This is a genomic window from Anabaena sp. UHCC 0399 (genome assembly GCF_034931465.1).
Lineage (GTDB): Bacteria > Cyanobacteriota > Cyanobacteriia > Cyanobacteriales > Nostocaceae > Trichormus > Trichormus minutissimus.
Map to the genome: position 1 here is coordinate 1 of NZ_JAYGGZ010000052.1, position 19,566 is coordinate 19,566.

A 19,566-nucleotide genomic window follows, 5' to 3' on the forward strand; every position below is an offset into this window, starting at 1 on the left:
CTTTTAAATAAGAAAGACTCCCCTCATAATCATGAAGGGAGTCTTTCTTTTAGCCTAGTTTTTCTTCCTGAAACTATGCAGGGTAAATACGCAATCGTCTATTTGGTTCTTCTCCGAAACTGTGGGACTTGAGTCGATAGTGTTCTACTAATTCATGTTGCATTTTGCGGACTTGAGGAGAGCGAGGTAATAACTCAACAGGCTGTCCTTGAGGAATGACTATTTGCTCAACGGCAAGTCTAGCTTCTTCTAGAGCGTCAATCTCGTCGTCGCTGCCATTATGCAAAAACAGTTGCAGTTCTCGATCATCAGCAATTTCTGGGTCATCGATGTTTAGCAACCGCCGCAAACCACGAGTAATTTGTGGGATAGTGCTGGACTTAATCATGTGGATAGGGACATGACGAGCTTTAGCCATTTGCCTTAATTTGGCATGATTTTTGACGTGCGATCGCAGTGCCAAAATTGCATCTGCACTATCAATGTCTTTTGTCAATACCACTGGTAAAGTTAGCACATTAATGACCTGTTCTAGCTGATGACGGCTGACACCGTATGGATAAATATGCAGTGGTAAGTCTTCACCATTTGGGCCAGCTTGTCTGCTGGTGCTGAACTCAATGCTCTCTGAATAGTTGAATGACTCATCCAGTAAGCGGTCAAATTCACTTGGACTAGGAACTCGTTCCCGTTCTATAGGGAACGATGGCAACGCCAGCATTTGTCCTGATGTCCGCCAGCCTGTAGATTGTCTTGCTGATGAGAAAGAGTCTTCAGATGTTGATAAGTGTCCCCCGCGACCGTTAACAACAGTTAGTTGCCGTGTAATTGCAACTTTACCTTGCTCATCCACAGTTCTCGTTTGCGGATTAGTTTGGCGACCTCTGAGAAGATTATCAACTGTGTCCGCAACGTTTTCGTGTACTACCCAACGTTGCCGTTCTAGCATTTCTACAGCAATTTCAAAGGTAGGAGGAGCTTTGCGTTCTAAAACAGTTTTTTGACTACCTCTTCGTCTGGCTTCATCGTCCCCCAGTGTCACAGCTTGGATACCACCAACTAAATCGGAAAGGGTAGGGTTTTTAATTAAGTTTTCTATCTGGTTTCCGTGGGCAGTACCTACCAATTGCACGCCTCGTTCAGCAATGGTACGAGCGGCTAAAGCTTCTAGTTCCGTACCAATTTCATCAATGACAATGACTTCTGGCATATGGTTTTCTACTGCCTCAATCATCACTTGATGCTGAAGTTCTGGATGAGCTACCTGCATCCTTCTAGCACGACCAATAGCAGGGTGAGCCACATCACCATCTCCAGCAATTTCATTGGAGGTGTCGATAATGACTACACGTTTGTTCAATTCATCTGCTAAAACACGAGCTATTTCTCTTAAAGCAGTAGTCTTGCCTACACCTGGCCGTCCCAGCATGAGAATCGATTTACCAGTTTCTACTAAATCGCGGATCATGCCTATTGTGCCAAATATAGCCCGACCCACACGGCAAGTCAGTCCAATGATCTTCCCATTACGATTGCGGATGGCACTGATGCGATGCAAGGTTTGCTCAATTCCTGCTCGATTATCTCCGCCAAAGATTCCAACTCTCTGAATACAATCATCTATCTGTTCTTGAGTGACTGGATTTTCGCTCAGATACTCAGCTTGATTGGGAAACCGAGCCTCTGGACGACGACCCAAATCCAAAACCACTTCTACTAAAGTCTCTATTTTGAGGTGATTCTCTAGTATTTGCCGCAGGTCTTGGGGCAAAATGTCTAACAACTTTTGGAGATCGTCTGTAATCGTCATGCTTTCTATAGTGACGTCTTGAGAGATAACGAACGAGCGATTATCGCTCCGGCTGTGACTTGATCTGGGAAACGAGAGAATGTGCAAGCTCCACGGCTTGCCAAAGTAACTCTGGTTCTTCTTCTAGGCGGATAGTTGCCTTGATCTTATTTTGATTTACCTCCTTGGTTTCTAACTGTTCGATAATGGGTGAAATTAATACACGAGCGTAGCTACCATAAGCTACTCCAGCAATGTGGTGCTGATTTTTGCTTCTTTGATCAGCACTATTTAATAATCCCATTGCTTTTAACTTAGCAACTGTATATCTATTAGTGCCACCTGCTAACTGTACATATCCTGGTAAATTAGCTGCTAAAACTTTTTGACCTAATTTCACAGTTGCTAATGTAGTACCGTCTCCAATATCACCACTCATAGGACGACCATCGGTTTGCCAAATTATTTCTTTACATTGAGGAGAAATGAGGTTGTAGATAGACTGAAGATATGCGACTATTCCTTCTCCATCAGGACAACTGATGGCTAATATCTTCAATTGTTCTGCACACGGTGAAATTACTTGCCATAGCTGCTTAAATTCGGCTAAACGCCCTACTTTTGTGTGGATTTCTACTGCATCTACCCCTGTTGATATTACCAGTGGTGCGATCGCATCTCGTGTTGATATATAAGATTTTGTATAAATTATATCATATGGGCAAATTGGCAAACAACGACCACAGCCGTAGCACTTCTGGGATTCAACTCCTGAAAAATTGTCTGCTCTACGGTCAAATATAATTGCCTGTGCTGGACAAATTTTTTCACATGGTCTAAGGCAGTCTTCGGGACACTTCGCGTGATCAAATTCGGCTTTGCGGAAGTGAGGGTCTTCTCCATCGTTCAAGCTGACCATCAAAAGCGGAGAATTACCTTGATAGTCAAAGCCGCGTATTTGGGCATCAGTCAGGAGACTCTTGGCTACTTGTAAAGCTTCTTGAACTGCTAAAATTACTGCTGGATCGGCAGCAACATCTATACAGTCAGCACCTGCCAAAGTGTAGGCTAATGTTAAACTCCTGACTGTAGGTAGGTGTTGGAAACTAGCTCCGCAGATGAGCTTGAACCAGCGACCTGTTTTTAAGGATTGTAATGGGGCTAAGATATTAGTCACATTTCTATTATGCTTTTATGTGACTGAAAATAAAAGTCTGAGATAAAAATATTGATTTTTTGATTCCAGATTTTTGGCTTTCACTCACTTAAACCGGGTTATTGCTTTGGATTAACTGCAATTATTTTATAAATAAGTAAATATTAAGCTAAAAGCTTGACTACATTTTGTAATTTAGTGCTGGTATAAATTTATTATCTCAGTTCGGAATTTTATTCAGTTCATGTATCATAAAATACCAAAATAATTAAATTTTAAAATTTTGGAAGCATTAGGAAGAAATATTGAAATAAGGTGTTTAAAGCAGACAAACATATCAAAGATTTTTGTAGCTATATCTTGAATATTGACTATTCATAGTATGTCAGTTTTCAATTGGATTGTATATTTTCGTTTCTTAATTTTTTTATTTATATTACCATTGAGGTAGCAATTCAAGAAAATCAATGATTAATTTTTGTTCTATAGGTTGAGAAAATAGATAGCCTTGAGCGAAATCACAATTTAACTTTTTGAGTTGGATTAATTGTTCTTGGGTTTCAACACCTTCTGCAATTGCAGTCATTCCCATAGATTCAGCAATACTAATCATTGCAGGAACTAAGCCCATATTTGCTTTATTCTCTTGCATAAGCTTGACAAAAGATTTATCAATTTTTAAGCCGTCAAACGGAAAATTATGTAAGTAACTTAAAGATGAATAACCTGTGCCAAAATCATCCATAATAAGTTTAATTTTTCGCTTCTTCAGTTCTTGTAAAATTAGCTTTATTTCTTCAGTATTTTCCATAATTACACTTTCTGTAATTTCTAACTCTAAGCTACTTGGATTGACTTGGGTTTCATGGAGAATTTGATCAATTTGAGCAATGAAGTTAGGTTGATAAAATAAGCGTGCGCTCAAGTTAACGCTGATAGTAAGATTTTCTGGTGTTGCTGGATGATTTTGCCAAATACAAAGTTGTTGACATGCTAACTGCAAAACCCATGTATTAATCGGTTTAATTAAACCTGTTTCTTCCGCTACGGGAATAAACTCTGTGGGATAAATTAAACCTCTATTTGGATGTTTCCAGCGTAAAAGAGCTTCAAATCCAGAAATTTTACCTGTAGACAAAGAAATAATTGGCTGATAATAAATCAGGAATTCTTGTCGTTCAATAGCTTTACGCAGGTCATTGTCCATTTCTAACACATGGATCGCATCCTGATACATATGTGGATTGAAAACATGATATCTAGCTCTTCCTAAAGCTTTAGCATGGTACATTGCTGTGTCAGTATCTCGCAACAGATGTTCTGGCTTTTCGTAGTCTTTACTACCCCAATTAATACCAATGCTGACATTCATGAAAACTTCATATCTGGATAGTTTAAATGTAGTTGATAACTTTTGTAAAATAGATTCTGCAACTTGTATCGCCATATTAATATCTGTCAAATTTTCTAAAATAATCCCAAATTCATCACCACCTAATCGTGCTAGAATATCAAATGATGTGAGACATAATTGAATCCGACTGGCAATAGCAATTAGCAATTCATCTCCTACTAAATGTCCCAAAGAATCATTGATAACTTTGAAGCGATCGCAGTCCAAAAACATAACTGCAAAATGATAATTGGATTTCTGATTGGCACAATTTAATGCTTTTTCTATGTACTGAATAAATAAAACTCTGTTAGGTAACCCAGTAAGTGAATCATGTAGGGCTATTTCCATTAATTTACTTTGCAGAGATTCACGAACAGTAACTTCTGTTTGTAATTTTATTAAAGCTTTTTCTAGTTCGTAAGTGCGCTGTTTTACCCTTTGTTCTAATTCTGAATTGAGTGTAATTATTTCTAATTGTGCTGTCCTTAATTTTATTTGATTTTGTACTCGCACTAAAACTTCTTCTAATTCAAATGGCTTAGTAATATAATCTACACCTCCTGTTTTAAAAGCCTTAACTTTATCGAAAACATCATCTAAAGCACTAATAAAAATTACAGGAATATCCGCAGTGAGTTCCCAAGCTTTAAAACGTTGACAAACTTCATAACCATCCACTTCGGGCATCATAATGTCCAGTAAAATTAAATCTGGTAATACTGTTTGACACGCAGTTAAAGCCATCTGCCAGTTTAAAGCTTTGCGAACGTTATATCCTGCTCTAGTCAGAATTGAAGACAACACTCGCAGGTTGTCTACCATGTCGTCAATTATCAAAATATCTTTTTTAGATGTATCTAACCACTGGTAATTCATTCTGCATTTTTTCCGATCAGTTCCATGATTTTCTCAAAATAATACTTGTTTGCTAAATTCTTTAGAAATCGAATAACTAGTTTCGATCTAAAGAAATTTGCTGTAGTAACTTTTAAAGAGGCTGATATCTATAATTTGCTACACCATGATTCTTGTTCTCCATTAATGAAAGTGAAATTTGCACAAAACACAGCAGAATATCTTTTGTGTACTTGGTGCTATCTAACCAATTTTGTTAGTCATGGCAAAATTTCAGGGAACAAATCAAGTTAGTAACTTAATAAATGTCTATTATCTGTGTCTGCATATTCATCATTCGAGATAATATCAGCTACATTCAATTTCAGGGTTACTACTAAATTACAATAGCAAAGTATATCAAGCAATTAGCTGCTACTCGTGTAGAAAAATACTGATTTTAATTTTGTATACTGAAGCTTTTAGAGCATATCTTCTGATATTTAAACATCAAACTTTGTTATAACACCATAATTTGTCCTCTATCACCTGGAAATACATAATATGTATCTTAATTAAGTGTTAAGGTCTATTTCCACAGTTTTATAAAAGGCTGCTAATTATAAATAATGTCACCATTAGCACTAACAATCAGTTCAATAAAATAAAATGATTGTATTATAAATTACTATTCTTATTAATTAATGTATAAAAAAGACTGCGCAAATTCCTCAAAAGCTAGAAGGAAAGAATGCTTAAGCAATAAGCTTTTTAAACTGTGATAGCTGCAAAAAAATATCTAAATAACCTGAGTTTGGCAAAACTCTGCTTCTCATCTGACTATCCTGCAAGTGGCTACTATCCATTAAGGGAGGTAAATCCGACTTGTATGTTTTAAGTTTTGATAAATTTCTTCATAAAAATAAATTTAAGGAACAAAATAACTACTACATACTCTCAGTTCCTTAAATTTTATGTTTTATTCAAAGCTAGTTGTTAATATAAAATTCTTGTTTTAGAGAACTCCAAAAAATAAATTATCCAATTTCTAAAATCAAAACGATTATTCCTCCCCTGCTCCCTCCACCATAAAAGCGACAGGATATTTTGTGATTTGGAAGCCCCTTAGGTGTAAAAAGCATAATTTATCCGGTCTGAAACCTTTATTGGGCAATTTTTTGGTGAATTATGATGGTCAATGAGCTGTTCGTATGAATTTTACCTCAACTGCTGTGGGTAATTATTTATTGTGGATAGAGTGGTAACTTATCTATTTCGCCTACATTGTTGAGTGGCCAGAACCGGACTACAGCACGACCGATAATATTATTACGAGGAACAACACCCCAACAACGACTATCGTAGCTACTATTACGGTTGTCGCCTAGTACCAGATAGGAATCAGGGGGTATTGTTTGGGGTTTGGCTAAGAAAGGTGGCTGTTTTCCTGATGTACAAACATCAGTCACTGTGTTCTGAGTAGAGTTAAGATATTTTTCTTCTTTCAGGGGTTGATTGTTGATATAGACTTGACCATTTTTGATAGCTACGGTTTCGCCAGGTAAGGCAATGATTCGCTTAATAAAGGCATCATGATATTGTTCTTTTTGCAACTCTTCTGTAGGCGAAAATACGACAATATCGCCCCTCTGTGGTTGGGAAAATTTGTACTTCAATTTATCAACAATAATCTTGTCTGCTTCCCATTGGTTCGGAGTGCCGTGCAGAGTGGGTTCCATAGAGCCAGAAGGAATCCAGCGTGCTTCAGCCACAAAGGTACGAATACCTAATGCGAGAACGATACTTAATACAACTGTTCTACCTAGCTCGGCGATCCAGGAATTATCGGGTTGTTGACTAGAATTGTTGTCAGACACTTGATTTTGCATGAAATTGTTGAACTAAGGAAAATTGCAGGTAATTAACTCACTGAGGAATACTATATTTGTTAATTTTAATGGGAGAAACTTGATTCAGTAGTCATCATGATTAGTTTTTTTGTGGCTATCTCACCTTGGATAAACAAAAATCTCGGAAATCAGGACTAATTGAGGCCAAGTTACTTCATCTTTCGTTCCTCGTTGGAAACTTGTTAATCCCATGCCATTGTCCCAAAGTATATTAATTCGGAACGCTCGCATCATCTTACCCAATGGTGAATTTATGGTAGGAGATGTATTGACACGCGATCGCCAGATCGTTGAAGTTGCACCAAAAATTGCCACGACGACACCAGCATTAGAAATTGACGCACAAAACTTAACTTTGTTGCCAGGAGTCATTGACCCCCAGGTGCATTTTCGAGAGCCAGGGTTAGAACATAAGGAAGATTTATTCACAGCTAGTTGTGCCTGTGCTAAAGGTGGGGTGACATCTTTTTTAGAGATGCCCAACACCCGTCCTCTAACTACCACCCAGCAAGCTTTAGACGACAAATTACAACGTGCCTCGAATAAGTGCTTAGTTAATTATGGCTTTTTTATTGGGGCAACGGCAGAAAACCTTCCCGATTTACTGACCGCATCGCCCACACCGGGAATTAAAATTTTCATGGGGTCAATGCACGGTCAGTTGTTGATTGATCAAGAAGCTTTGCTGGAGACAATATTTGCTCAAGGTGAGCGATTGATTGCTGTTCATGCGGAAGACCAAGCCAGAATTCAGCAACGTCGCCAAGAGTTTGCGGGTATTCACGATCCGGCGATTCATTCCCAAATTCAAGATAATCAAGCGGCACTGTTAGCAACCCAGTTGGCATTAAAACTAGCGAAAAAATATCACCGACGGTTACATATCTTACATATGTCAACGGCTGAGGAAACAGAATTGCTGCGTCAAGACAAACCCAGTTGGGTAACGGCAGAGGTGACACCACAACATTTGTTGCTCAATACCAGTGCTTATGAAGAGATTGGGACTTTAGCACAGATGAATCCACCACTGCGATCGCCCCACGATAATGAGGTATTATGGCAAGCCTTGCGGGATGGGGTGATTGATTTTATTGCTACAGATCATGCCCCCCATACCTTAGCGGAAAAAGCCCAAGAATATCCCAACACTCCCTCTGGGATGCCTGGAGTAGAAACATCTTTAGCTGTAATGTTAACGGCGGCGATGGAGGGTAAGTGTACTGTTGCCCAAGTTGTTAACTGGATGTCTAAGGCTGTAGCTGAAGCTTATGGTATTCCCAATAAGGGAGCGATCGCACCTGGTTATGATGCCGATTTAGTGCTGGTAGACTTGAATACATATCGCCCTGTCCGGCGAGAGGAACTAGTAACCAAGTGTGGATGGAGTCCCTTTGAAGGTTGGAATCTTACAGGATGGGCTGTAACAACTATTGTCGGCGGTCAAATTGTCTATGACCAAGGTGAACTGAATACGGAAGTGCGGGGTCAAGCTTTAAGTTTCGTGTAGCAAATATTAGCTAGTCTTTACGTATTAAACCAATTTAGACCATAGTGTAACCAGGTAAAATTCTGACGTTTTAAGTTTTACTTGGTTCAAATCACAGCAGAACTGACAGAAAAGGTAATTCGTTGAGACTAGGTTGAGAGGTTTACTAACTTAATTCTCTACACCCTATCTCAATGAATAATCTCTTGGCTAACGTCTGTATAGGTCAGAAACTATACCCAAAACAAGAAACAAAATACTATCAAGGAGAATTGCAATGTCCTTCAAAATCTTGAGTTTGGATGGTGGTGGTATACGTGGAGTGATTACAGCACGCATTCTTCAAGAAGTTGAGCGACAAATTCAAGAACAGAAGGGTCAATCTTTACATGAATATTTTGACCTGATTGCCGGCACTTCTACCGGGTCAATTTTAACAGCAGGGATTGCTGTAGGAAAAAAGAGTGATGAGCTAGTTAAACTATATAGACAACAGGGTCAGCAGATATTCCCCCTGAATAAAAAAGAACGCTACAAGAAAATCCCCAGTATCATCCAACCAGTGCTAGAGGCGTTGTCACCACCTAAATATTCTCATCAAGGGCTGATTGATGTCTTAACTGATGTATTGGGTTACAAAAGAATCCAGGACATTGCCAAACCGATGATTTTAATCTTGGCTTACGATACTCTTTACCGGAACACAACATTTTTTACTAACTGTCATCCAGATTTGGGGGCAAGATGGTATGACGAATGTTACTTATGGCAGATATGTACTGCATCGGCCTCTGCACCTACATTTTTTCCGGCTTATAAATTAGAGCCGATGAACAAAGAGAAATTTGGCGATTGGGTATTTCCTCACATTGATGGCGGAGTGGGGGCTAATAACCCGGCACTAGCAGCACTTAGTCTAGTCATGAGGCTAAGTCAATCCTCAATTTCACCAGCAATTAAACAAGAATATAATTTAGATGGTGTAGAGTTAAAAGACATTGCCATCCTTTCTATTGGGACAGGTCAGAGTGGCGAACCATTTCGATTTGAGCAAGTCCACAGTTGGCGGGGTATAAACTGGGCGCAGCATCTAATTGATATATTCATGGAGCCGACATCAGAGGTTAGTAGCACCATTTGCCAGCAAATCATGGGCGGATACAACTCTCAACGGTATTTGCGTCTTCAGTTCGACCTAAATGAGAAATTTAAATCTAAACAAGAGGAAACCTACAGAGATACTCGGACTCTCTTAAAACGAGAGGAAAGAACCAACAGGTTTACCCAAACTCCAGTCAGCGAAGAAATGGATGATGCTAGAACCGAGACTGTAGAAAAGTTTATATATGCTGCATCCCAATTTATTGATGAAGGCTGTACTTATTACACCAGAAATCATTGTGGGCCAAAAGTCAAAGATGCGATCGCGGCTTTTATTATGTCCAATTAGTATTTTTACGTAAAAATCTTTAGGCAAAATCTTTATTGACAAATACAAGAGCGTTTATACGAGAAATCGGATAAATACTCTTTTTCTTATATTAAATTATTGTTATTTTCATCTGTCTATACCCAAATATAAGTATCTCTTGTCACAGCAGAGAAGCTAAATCAGGTTATCTCATAAATTAACAATTAGTAACTTTACAGGTAGAGATCCTGAATTGAATTTGGGAATACTTAAGTGCGAAGACAGGTTAGACAGCTAATACAGAAATTAATCATGACTGAATTTCACCCCATTAGCTTTTTTGCGTTCAACTATCCGGATGTTTTAGCAAATAACTGTAGAGAAAAATAGGGTTAAGTAAACGGGCGAATTTCTGTGAAAAATATGTTTTATACATACAAAAATTTTATAAGTGCTTATTTTGTACCTGCTTAAAACCGATTTCTGTTCTCTGATTGCTAACTGTGACTGGTAATGCTGTGGTTGAGAATCTTAGTATTACTTAGTAAAACACGACGAGAAACGATAAATAGACATTCGTTGAAGTCAATTCCAGAGCCAGTTTACAGAGATTTTTAAGAATGGGCTAACAGTAACAACCGTAGTGCAGAAGACGCAGAATTTTTACCAGTATCAACCAGTGAACCGAGGTCTTCTAAAAAACTAAACAACAAAATTATCCACTTAAGGACAAGTTTATGTCAGTTTTCATGTTAGTTTAATTTGCTTAAAAAGCAGGTATTAAAAAAATCTCACTGCTTGCTACATAGCATCGAAAAAAGCATTTCTGAAACAAAGCAAGTTAAATTTTTATCCAACTACTGTCAGAATGACCGCGATCATACGCAATTTAGTTGATCTCAGACAACAACTGAGTAGATGGTAAATACACCAGATGTGCTAGTGAAGAATATTTCAGCGATTTTTGAATAAAGAACAAAATTATGGTAACTAATTTTTTAGATGAGCGTGGTAGTGGTAGATAGAACGAGCCGGGAATTCTCCCTCGACTATCACTAAATATTTTGTCGTGTCTTAATTAAAGTTGATTGGTAATCATGCTGTTAGTGCTGGTAAATCAAAAAAATACCGATGTATTGGAGGGTGAATTGTTGATTTATCCTCATGCACAGTCTTTGATGAGCAACCCTGACATTACTGAAGTATTGGCAGCTTTTTACCAAAATTTAACAAAAGCTTTTCACAAATTAGCAATCAAGTCGTTGATAGTGCAATTGAAGGGTGTAATTTCGGCTTGACGAGTGCCTTCATCCCCATAAGTCAAATGCACCTGGAGATAACTAGTTGGCTTGTAGGGCATTCGTTCTGCCCACTCAATCGCTACAATACCGGGAGTCACCTCAACACCTTCCCAGTAAATTTCTAAGTTTAATCCTGAAACCTCTTGTGGCTCTAAGCGGTACAAATCAAGATGGTAAAGGGGTAAGCGTCCTTCGGAATATTCATTAATCAGGGTGAATGTAGGACTAACAATAGGGTCAGTGATGCCTAAACCTTGTCCAATCCCTTGTACCAATGTAGTTTTACCAGCACCTAAATCACCTTCTAGTAAAATGACGCTACCAGGAATCAGAGTTTGCCCCAGCTTGATACCTAAGTTGAGCGTTGCGTCTGCATCTTTGAGTAAAATTTTCATAATTAGTCAATGGTCAATGGTCATTAGGTATTCTGACTATAGACTTTTGACTGTGGACTATTTCTTATTTTCCATGATGCGCGCCACCGTACCACTTTAATAGGACTTTTGCGAGCTTCTGGGGATTGTGGCGCACGCAGCCGATTTCATCTTCATACAGAATATTCGCTAAAACAATTCTTCGCCCTAGTTGGGATACAGCTTCTCTATCTAAGAAAACAGGGTGAGAATTTTGTTGAGCATAACGGATGAGTGATTTGGCTGAGGGGGATTTTTTGTGGACTAATACCGCATCAAATAGCCGTCTTTGCCCACAAGCAGCATCAATAGACTGAATGTGGTCAGCAACACTATATCCTTGAGTTTCGCCTGGTTGGGTCATGATATTGCAAATATAGATGCGAGGGACTTCAGTTTGAGCGATCGCATCAGCAATTCCCGTGACTAACAAATTAGGAATTAAGCTGGTATAAAGGCTACCAGGGCCAATAATAATGTAGTCAGCTTCTTTGATAGCTTTAATAGCTGCCGGTAAAGCTGGAGGGTTATCAGGAACGCAACCAATCTTGACAATTTTACCCGCAGCTTTGGGAATATTCGACTCGCCCTCGATGCGGCGACCATCAGCTAATTCTGCCCACAGACGAACGTCACTTAAAGTAGCAGGTAAAACTTGTCCTCGCACCGCCAGCACTTTAGAACTAGCAGCCACAGCCCTTTCTAAGTCCCCAGTAATTTCACTCATGGCTGTGAGAAACAAGTTGCCAAAACTATGGCCAGTCAACCCATCACCAGCCCGAAAACGGTATTGAAATAATTCTGTTAATAATTTTTCTTCATCTGCGAGGGCTGCTAGACAATTGCGAATATCTCCTGGTGGTAAAACTCCAAACTCTTGGCGCAGTCTACCAGAAGAACCACCATCATCAGCGACGGTGACAATAGCGGTAATATTAGCACTGTAGGTTTTTAATCCCCTGAGTAAATTAGATAGTCCTGTACCGCCACCAATCACAACTATTTTCGGGCCTCGGTACAATCGGCGATGGGCTAAAAGTACATCAATAAGTTCTTCTTCTCCATCTGGCCTTAGTACCTGAGTAATTGAACCCACAGTGCGAGTTTGCCCCCAAAGCACCAATAACAAACCAAAAAGTATGACTAGAGGGCCGCTGACATAGTTGGGTAAAATATTGGCGATCGCACTCAAAAATCCCTTAAGCAATTCCAATATCAAAAAAATGGGGGTCAGCTTGATCCAAATAGCCAACCCCAAAATTGTCAGCAGTACACCCCCAACACTAATCAGCAACCATCGTTTGATCGACAGTCCAGGAGATAACCATTTAAACCACTGGTTCACCCGATGGGAAGTTCGACTGCGTGATTGTTTTTGCAGCCTGTGGAGGGCTTGTCTGAGAAAACCTATTGACATACCTGATTCGGAACAGTGGTACAAACAATAATTAACAGAAAATGTACACTAACTGGTTTTAACACCAAGTATGAAGTTATGGAACTTTCCCGTTGCATTTACACTAAGGGCAGATCGTCAAAGTTGCCAAATAATTTGGCTTGGTTGCATAAACTTTCATGGAAAAGCGCATTTTAGGATTAGATCCCGGACTAGCAATTTTAGGATTTGGGGCAATTACCTGTACAAAAAGCCCAACTAGTATACAAGATACAACAGTCAGTGTCTTGGATTTCGGGGTAATTAGAACTTCGGCAGGCATAGATACAGGAGAACGCCTGTGTACCTTGTTCGATGATTTACATACCCTGATTGATCATTTGCAGCCAGATTTGGTGGCGATTGAAAAACTGTTCTTCTATCGTATGTCAAGCACTATCCTCGTGGCACAGGCCAGAGGCGTAGTTATGTTAGCCTTGGCGCAGCATCATCTACCCTATGTAGAATTTACCCCTGCTCAAATTAAACAAGCTTTGACTGGCTATGGCAATGCTGATAAATCAGAAGTGCAGGAAGCTGTAGCACGGGAGTTGGATTTAGAAGAGATTCCCAAGCCTGATGATGCGGCGGATGGTCTGGCTGTAGCTTTGACAGCGTCGTATCAATTGTAGGTTGTCAAACGAGAATCATTAATTGAACTAAGAAATAAGTAGGTCGGCGTAAATAATTATTGTTGGAATAAGGGCAGGTACAGAGAGCAGGGGGAAAAAGAGTTTGAGCCTTATCTACTCTTCTTCACACAGTTTGGTTTTATTGCACAGACTTACTTAGTTGAGATGAAGACTGAAGTTCTCACTACGCATTTTTACCAGATTTTTTGTAAATTGAGTACAAATCCAGGTAAAGTATTCTCCCCAGAAAGAGTTGGAGGTAATTTTAATACTTCCACTGCTTGTCCTGGGCGATAAATTTCTACTTCCTGCCTTTTTCTATTGATCAACCAACCTAAACGACACCCATTTGATCTATATTCATCCATTTTGTCTTGAACTTTTTTCAAAGTGTCAGATGGTGACATGATTTCAATGACAAAATCAGGACACAGAGGCAGAAACTTCTCTCTTTGTTCTTTAGTCAAAACCTCCCAACGGGATTTTTCCACCCAAGAAACATCAGGAGAACGGTCAGCACCATTTGGTAAAGTAAATCCAGTAGATGAATCAAAAACTTCGCCAAGTTGATTTTGTTCGTTCCATGATGCTACTTGCAGAATTAAATTAACATTGCTTCTCCCTGTTTCTCCTCCCGTCGGTGGCATTATAATTAACTCTCCCTGGACATTGCGTTCTAATTTTAAATCGGGGTTTTCTGCACACAACTGATAAAACTGCTCTCTTGTCAGTTTAATTACAGAATTGAGATTCAATGTAAGTGCTGTCATAGAAGCATTTTCCGTTTGTATTTGCTGACTGGGAAACCTATATCTATAGGAATCCGATTGATTTATAAAAAAAAATCTTAGTATATGTAGGGTGTGCTAGGCGTAAGCCTTAACGCACCAAAAGCTTTGGGGAAGGTGCGTTACGCTGACGCTAACATACCTTATGTGTATTTCAAAAATCAAAGATGAGTCCTATATCCTCACACGTATTTTCTCTTAATGTTTTTCAAAAATCAAATAAGATTCCTATATTTTATAAATTAGACGCATAAAAAGTGAATTTGCATACATTTAAGATGAGGTGAATCTTCATGATTTTAGATTGTTAGGAAAAATATAAAAACTAATGAAATTATGATAATTTTATTTATTTAATTGTCTATCATGGAAAAATAGAACTCAAAATATCCTGGAGACAATATGCCAAAACGGATCATCACCAAGTTAAATACCTGGTTTAATCGAGCAACAATTGTCACTAATCTTGAAGTTTTTCAAGATATTATTATTATTTCTCTTTGTGTAGGCTTATTTTGCGTTATGTTCATCCGTTTGGGTGATATGTTTTTATCTTTTTTACACCCATTAGATTTACGGGAAGTAACATCTGATATTTTGTTTATTTTAATTTTGGTAGAGTTATTTCGCTTATTAATTGACTATTTACAAACACAGAAAATTTCAGTAGGTGCAGCCGCAGAAATTACCATAGTTTCTGCTTTACGGGAAGTAATTCTGCGGGGTGTGCTGGAGATTCCCCGTGATCAAATTTTTGGCATCTCCTTATTTTTGTTAGTTTTAACAGCAATTCTCATAGCTTTACCCTGGATATCTGGATTTTTTCATCATGTCAGAATTACCAACGCGGAAATATCAGCAGATGATACAGACTTATTGTCGAATACCTCAATTAATGCTGATTAAGTAGGTAGGTTATAAATATGGAAATCCGGTTTGATTTTTGAATTTAGAGAATAGATCGTGGGGAGTGGGGAATTGGGGAGATGGAAAGAAGCCTTTGGGAGTTATCTTGAGTTTTTAAACGCAAGTGCAGGCTAGTACCAACACTAACAAAAATCAAATACTAGTCCTATATGAGTCTTATATCATTTTGTTAGGCTTGATACATAATAATAGATAGGCGATCGCAGGCCAATCAGAAAAGGAATAAACGAATTTCTACAGATAAAATAAATAGGTAAAAAATAACTTGAATGTAGTAATTTTCTGGGAGCGATCGCAGTTACTAAATTAGTACAATTTCTATGATCTTCCAGAAACAATATAGAGTTAATTTACTAATAACATTGGCTAAGTATTTATAGTAATGCTGAGTATAATAATCTTTTCATAATCGGTAACACTGACAGGCATAATAAATTACTATAAATATTTAACAGTCATCACCCATAAAAATGAACCCAGTTTTGATTAATGACACTACATTACGTGATGGTGAGCAAGCAGCTAGTGTTGTTTTTAACTTAGAAGAAAAAATAGCGATCGCCACATTTCTGGATACAATTGGCGTTGATGAAATTGAAGTAGGCATTCCGGCTATGGGTCAGGCGGAACAGAACGCCATAGCAGCAATTTGTGAGTTAGGTTTACAAGCCAAGTTATTGGGTTGGAATCGCGCTGTAATTGCCGATATTCAAGCTTGCATAGCTTGTGGGTTACAACGCGTACATATATCAATTCCCGTCTCTGCAATCCAAATTAACGCCAAATTCCAAGGGCAATGGCAATTAGTGCTACAAAAACTCAAAGATAGTGTGAATTTTGCCCTAGATCAAGGTCTTTTTGTCTCTGTAGGGGGAGAAGACTCTTCCAGAGCCGAAGAAAAGTTCCTTTTAGACGTAGTGCTGTCTGCCCAAGAATGGGGTGCATCACGGTTTCGCTATTGTGACACAGTAGGCATTCTCGAACCTTTTACAACTTACACCAAAATCAAACAACTAGTCACATCTTTGGCTATACCAGTAGAAATGCACACTCACAATGATTTTGGGTTGGCAACAGCCAACGCTTTAGCCGGCATCAAAGCAGGTGCTTTATCAATAAATACTACAGTTAATGGTTTAGGTGAAAGGGCTGGGAATGCAGCTTTAGAAGAAGTTGTGATGGCTCTGAAACACTTGTATCACTATGATTTAAATATTGACACACGACGATTAATCGAAATGTCTCGACTGGTAGCATCTGCATCTGGTTATGATTTACCACCTTGGAAAGCCGTAGTGGGAACAAATAACTTCGCTCATGAATCAGGTATTCATGCTCACGGGGTACTGCAAAACCCCAACACTTACGAGCCATTTGCACCAGAAGAAGTAGGTAATTCTCGACGTTTAGTCATTGGTAAGCATTCTGGTAAACATCTTTTATCTAGCATATTGCAGCAACACGGCATTATTCTCAACCCTAAAGACACCCAATCTCTTTTAGATGCAGTACGAGAAGAATCAGTCCAAAAAAAACGTAGTCTGACTACACAAGAACTCTTGTATTTAGTTCAAACACAACAACAATCACAGGCTAGTTGAAATCAATACTGTTTTGAAAATGGGGTATAGGGAATGGGGTAAAATCTTCTCTAACCCTCTGCTTTTGCTAGTCCCAATTACCCATTTTCCATTCCCTAACTTGAATTAAGTATGACTAACGAAACGAATCTACCTACCCTCACAGCTTTAGAATATATTCCTTACATTGATGAAAATGGTCAATTACCTGAAGATTTACAGGGAAAAATTGGAGTATATGCCATCTTTAATCAGGAAAGAGAACTGCAATTTGTTGGTTACTCTCGTGATGTTTACTTAAGTCTCAGACAGCATTTAGTTCGTCAACCCCAACAATGTTATTGGGTGCAAGTAGAAACAATTGAACGTCCTAGTCGGACAATTTTAGAAAATATTGAGCAGGCTTGGATAGCTGAAAATGGTAGTCTTCCTGTAGGAAATGGGGAACAAAAAGCCGTATGGACGCAGCCTATTGATGTTAAAACAATAATGACACCGGAAGAAGAGGCTAATTATCAAAAACCGACTAATGATGAACTCACGCAAATGAAAATCATTAAAAATGCAGCCAGAAGATTAGAAACAGAAATTCTAGCAGCTTTAGAATTGCGTGGATTAAAAACACAAATTCGGTTCAATCCTAAGTTAAAAGAAACAGGATTACTGGATTTAAAATAATTCGTAATGGACTAACGTCCCGCTCCGCTAACGTAATTCGTAATTCGTAATTGAATTATTTTAAGATTTAGACCACAACTAATTTAAAAATGCTAATTTTAGAACTTAGCTTGGGAACTATATCATCTTAATTACCAGTTACGAATTATGTTGAAATAAAATAAAATATGACTATACAAATGTTAAACGATCGCTATCAAGTGATTCGCACATTGGGGGCTGGTGGCTTTGGCGAAACCTATCTAGCAGAAGATAGTTATATGCCGTCTAAGCGGCGGTGTGTGGTGAAACAACTTAGACCAATTCAAAATAATCCCCAGATTTATCAGTTAGTTCAAGAACGATTTCAACGAGAAGCGGCAATTTTAGAAGAACTGGGTGGGAAAACTGACCAAATACCGTCCTTATATGCTTATTTCGTTGCGGATGGGCAATTTTATTTAGTGCAGGAGTGGGTTGAAGGGGATACACTCACAGCCAAAGTTCAACAACAAGGGCGATTAAGTGAGAATACAGTCCGGGAAATATTGCTGAATGTCTTACCTATTCTGGATTACGTCCACTCCGAGCAAATTGTCCACCGTGATATTAAGCCCGATAATATCATGGTACGCCATCGAGATGGGAAACCTGTACTAATTGACTTTGGTGCAGTGCGGGAATCAATGGGGACAGTAGTAAATTCACAAGGGTTACCTACCAGTTCGATTGTCATTGGTACACCTGGGTATATGCCCAGCGAACAAGCCGCAGGTAGACCAGTTTATTCTAGTGATTTGTATAGTTTAGGGCTGACCGCGATTTATTCGTTGACGGGGATGCAGCCACAACAATTAGAGACCGACTCGCAAACAGGCGAAATTATTTGGCGTAATTACGCACAGAATATTAGTCCTGTTCTTGCCAGTGTAATTGATCGTGCGATCGCCTACCATCCCCGCGATCGCTTCCCCACAGCAAAATCCATGCTAGAGGCTTTGCAAGGTTTAGCCAACACCATACCACCAACTCAAGCAGTCACCAGACCCTTAGCAGACATCCCCGTTACACAACCATTAGCCACCACACCAACGCCTAACACAATTCCCACTAGTACTCAGCCGCCAACTTCAGGTAATAATCAGAATGCGATTTTGATTGGCGGTTTGATTGCAGGCGGGTTAATAGGTGGTTCTGTGATTATTGGTCAAGTATTAACAAAATCGCCGCAACCCTTAGCCAACCAAAATATTACATCTTCGGTCACACCCCAAGTTATTGCAACTTCTACTCCTGTGACAACACCTGTAGCAGCGTCACCATCCCTAGTCGAGACGTTGCGGGAAATTCGTTCCTCGCGCAAAGCTAACCCCGCTAACTCTCCAGAAAATCCTCAACCTCAACTACCTCCAGATGTCGAAAGACCACCATTAGAACAGTCAGACTTACCAACTACTAACAATTATTTTTGGCTTTCCGAAAGAGCTGTTACTGATGCAGATTTAGCTGGTAAAACTGGCTTTGAGCTAGATATTATGCGAAATACAGTTTTCGCCGTTCACGGTCGCCGTTTTAACAATCCTGGAATCCAGAATTACTTTAACAACCAACCTTGGTATCGTCCTTTATACTCACCAAAAGAATTTCCGGGAAACCTACTCTCAAGATTAGAGCAGAATAATGCAGCTTATATTGCTAGATATCAAGACCGTAATAATTTAAGATATTTTAAGAAATAAGCCCTAGTGCGTATGTAGTTAAAAGTAATCACGTCAACCTGATTATCCCTGATGGGTTTTACTCATCAGCATTTTTAGTGGCAATTTTTAAAACAAAAAATTATTACCC

General features: G+C 38.9%; 14 protein-coding genes. 7 read left to right on the top strand and 7 right to left on the bottom strand.

From position 1 onward, the window contains the following. Positions 1 to 73 precede the first annotated feature (73 nt). The 4 genes from VB693_RS23115 to lepB form a co-directional block, all read right to left on the bottom strand. Positions 74 to 1,810: a R3H domain-containing nucleic acid-binding protein gene (locus VB693_RS23115; protein ID WP_190706754.1), complete on the bottom strand. Its 1,737-nt coding sequence runs from the start codon at positions 1,808 to 1,810 to the stop codon at positions 74 to 76. A gap of 40 nt (positions 1,811 to 1,850) precedes the next feature. Next, positions 1,851 to 2,966, bottom strand: a complete 1,116-nt coding sequence (ldpA, locus tag VB693_RS23120; protein ID WP_323268308.1) for a circadian clock protein LdpA — start codon at positions 2,964 to 2,966, stop codon at positions 1,851 to 1,853. A 415-nt stretch (positions 2,967 to 3,381) separates the two neighbouring features. Continuing rightward, entirely contained in the window at positions 3,382 to 5,217 is a 1,836-nt protein-coding gene (locus VB693_RS23125; RefSeq protein WP_323268309.1) for an EAL domain-containing protein, read from the bottom strand. Positions 5,218 to 6,419: 1,202 nt separating this feature from the next. Next, the gene (gene lepB, locus VB693_RS23130; protein WP_323268310.1) at positions 6,420 to 7,064 is read right to left on the bottom strand and encodes a signal peptidase I; all 645 of its coding nucleotides are present in this window, start codon (positions 7,062 to 7,064) and stop codon (positions 6,420 to 6,422) included. 211 nt (positions 7,065 to 7,275) lie between these two features. Between lepB and VB693_RS23135 the strand changes: the two genes are divergently transcribed. Beyond that, entirely contained in the window at positions 7,276 to 8,595 is a 1,320-nt protein-coding gene (locus tag VB693_RS23135) for a dihydroorotase (RefSeq protein WP_323268311.1), read from the top strand. Between the two features lie 256 nt (positions 8,596 to 8,851). After that, entirely contained in the window at positions 8,852 to 10,024 is a 1,173-nt protein-coding gene (locus tag VB693_RS23140; protein ID WP_323268312.1) for a patatin-like phospholipase family protein, read from the top strand. A gap of 1,201 nt (positions 10,025 to 11,225) precedes the next feature. On the opposite strand, the gene tsaE is transcribed toward VB693_RS23140, so the two are convergent. Continuing rightward, the gene (gene tsaE, locus VB693_RS23145) at positions 11,226 to 11,681 is read right to left on the bottom strand and encodes a tRNA (adenosine(37)-N6)-threonylcarbamoyltransferase complex ATPase subunit type 1 TsaE (RefSeq protein WP_190706738.1); all 456 of its coding nucleotides are present in this window, start codon (positions 11,679 to 11,681) and stop codon (positions 11,226 to 11,228) included. Positions 11,682 to 11,745: 64 nt separating this feature from the next. Beyond that, positions 11,746 to 13,116, bottom strand: a complete 1,371-nt coding sequence (locus VB693_RS23150) for a gluconeogenesis factor YvcK family protein (protein WP_190706736.1) — start codon at positions 13,114 to 13,116, stop codon at positions 11,746 to 11,748. Positions 13,117 to 13,274: 158 nt separating this feature from the next. Here VB693_RS23150 and ruvC point away from each other — a divergent pair, with 158 nt between their 5' ends. After that, positions 13,275 to 13,766 (top strand): crossover junction endodeoxyribonuclease RuvC, encoded by a 492-nt coding sequence (gene ruvC / locus VB693_RS23155; RefSeq protein WP_190706733.1) that lies wholly within the window; start codon positions 13,275 to 13,277, stop codon positions 13,764 to 13,766. Between the two features lie 194 nt (positions 13,767 to 13,960). On the opposite strand, the gene VB693_RS23160 is transcribed toward ruvC, so the two are convergent. Next, positions 13,961 to 14,536 carry a Uma2 family endonuclease gene (locus tag VB693_RS23160; RefSeq protein WP_323268313.1) on the bottom strand — a complete coding sequence of 192 codons (576 nt, stop codon included), beginning with the start codon at positions 14,534 to 14,536 and terminating at the stop codon, positions 13,961 to 13,963. A 420-nt stretch (positions 14,537 to 14,956) separates the two neighbouring features. Between VB693_RS23160 and VB693_RS23165 the strand changes: the two genes are divergently transcribed. The 4 genes from VB693_RS23165 to VB693_RS23180 all read left to right on the top strand — a co-directional run bounded on the left by VB693_RS23165 (position 14,957) and on the right by VB693_RS23180 (position 19,457). After that, positions 14,957 to 15,460 (top strand): phosphate-starvation-inducible PsiE family protein, encoded by a 504-nt coding sequence (locus VB693_RS23165; protein ID WP_190706728.1) that lies wholly within the window; start codon positions 14,957 to 14,959, stop codon positions 15,458 to 15,460. Between the two features lie 491 nt (positions 15,461 to 15,951). Then, positions 15,952 to 17,082: a homocitrate synthase gene (gene nifV / locus VB693_RS23170; protein ID WP_323268314.1), complete on the top strand. Its 1,131-nt coding sequence runs from the start codon at positions 15,952 to 15,954 to the stop codon at positions 17,080 to 17,082. A gap of 111 nt (positions 17,083 to 17,193) precedes the next feature. Continuing rightward, positions 17,194 to 17,739, top strand: coding sequence for a GIY-YIG nuclease family protein (locus tag VB693_RS23175; protein ID WP_323268315.1), 546 nt, complete (start codon positions 17,194 to 17,196; stop codon positions 17,737 to 17,739). A gap of 167 nt (positions 17,740 to 17,906) precedes the next feature. Next, entirely contained in the window at positions 17,907 to 19,457 is a 1,551-nt protein-coding gene (locus VB693_RS23180) for a protein kinase domain-containing protein (RefSeq protein ID WP_323268316.1), read from the top strand. The last annotated feature ends 109 nt before the right edge of the window (positions 19,458 to 19,566 follow it).

Coding starts and splice junctions, on each gene's coding strand:
- VB693_RS23115 (WP_190706754.1), bottom strand. CDS start 1,810: ATGACGATTACAGACGATCTCCAAAAGTTGTTAGACATTTTGCCCCAA.
- VB693_RS23125 (WP_323268309.1), bottom strand. CDS start 5,217: ATGAATTACCAGTGGTTAGATACATCTAAAAAAGATATTTTGATAATT.
- lepB (WP_323268310.1), bottom strand. CDS start 7,064: ATGCAAAATCAAGTGTCTGACAACAATTCTAGTCAACAACCCGATAAT.
- VB693_RS23135 (WP_323268311.1), top strand. CDS start 7,276: ATGCCATTGTCCCAAAGTATATTAATTCGGAACGCTCGCATCATCTTA.
- VB693_RS23140 (WP_323268312.1), top strand. CDS start 8,852: ATGTCCTTCAAAATCTTGAGTTTGGATGGTGGTGGTATACGTGGAGTG.
- tsaE (WP_190706738.1), bottom strand. CDS start 11,681: ATGAAAATTTTACTCAAAGATGCAGACGCAACGCTCAACTTAGGTATC.
- VB693_RS23150 (WP_190706736.1), bottom strand. CDS start 13,116: ATGTCAATAGGTTTTCTCAGACAAGCCCTCCACAGGCTGCAAAAACAA.
- ruvC (WP_190706733.1), top strand. CDS start 13,275: ATGGAAAAGCGCATTTTAGGATTAGATCCCGGACTAGCAATTTTAGGA.
- VB693_RS23160 (WP_323268313.1), bottom strand. CDS start 14,536: ATGACAGCACTTACATTGAATCTCAATTCTGTAATTAAACTGACAAGA.
- VB693_RS23165 (WP_190706728.1), top strand. CDS start 14,957: ATGCCAAAACGGATCATCACCAAGTTAAATACCTGGTTTAATCGAGCA.
- nifV (WP_323268314.1), top strand. CDS start 15,952: ATGAACCCAGTTTTGATTAATGACACTACATTACGTGATGGTGAGCAA.
- VB693_RS23175 (WP_323268315.1), top strand. CDS start 17,194: ATGACTAACGAAACGAATCTACCTACCCTCACAGCTTTAGAATATATT.
- VB693_RS23180 (WP_323268316.1), top strand. CDS start 17,907: ATGACTATACAAATGTTAAACGATCGCTATCAAGTGATTCGCACATTG.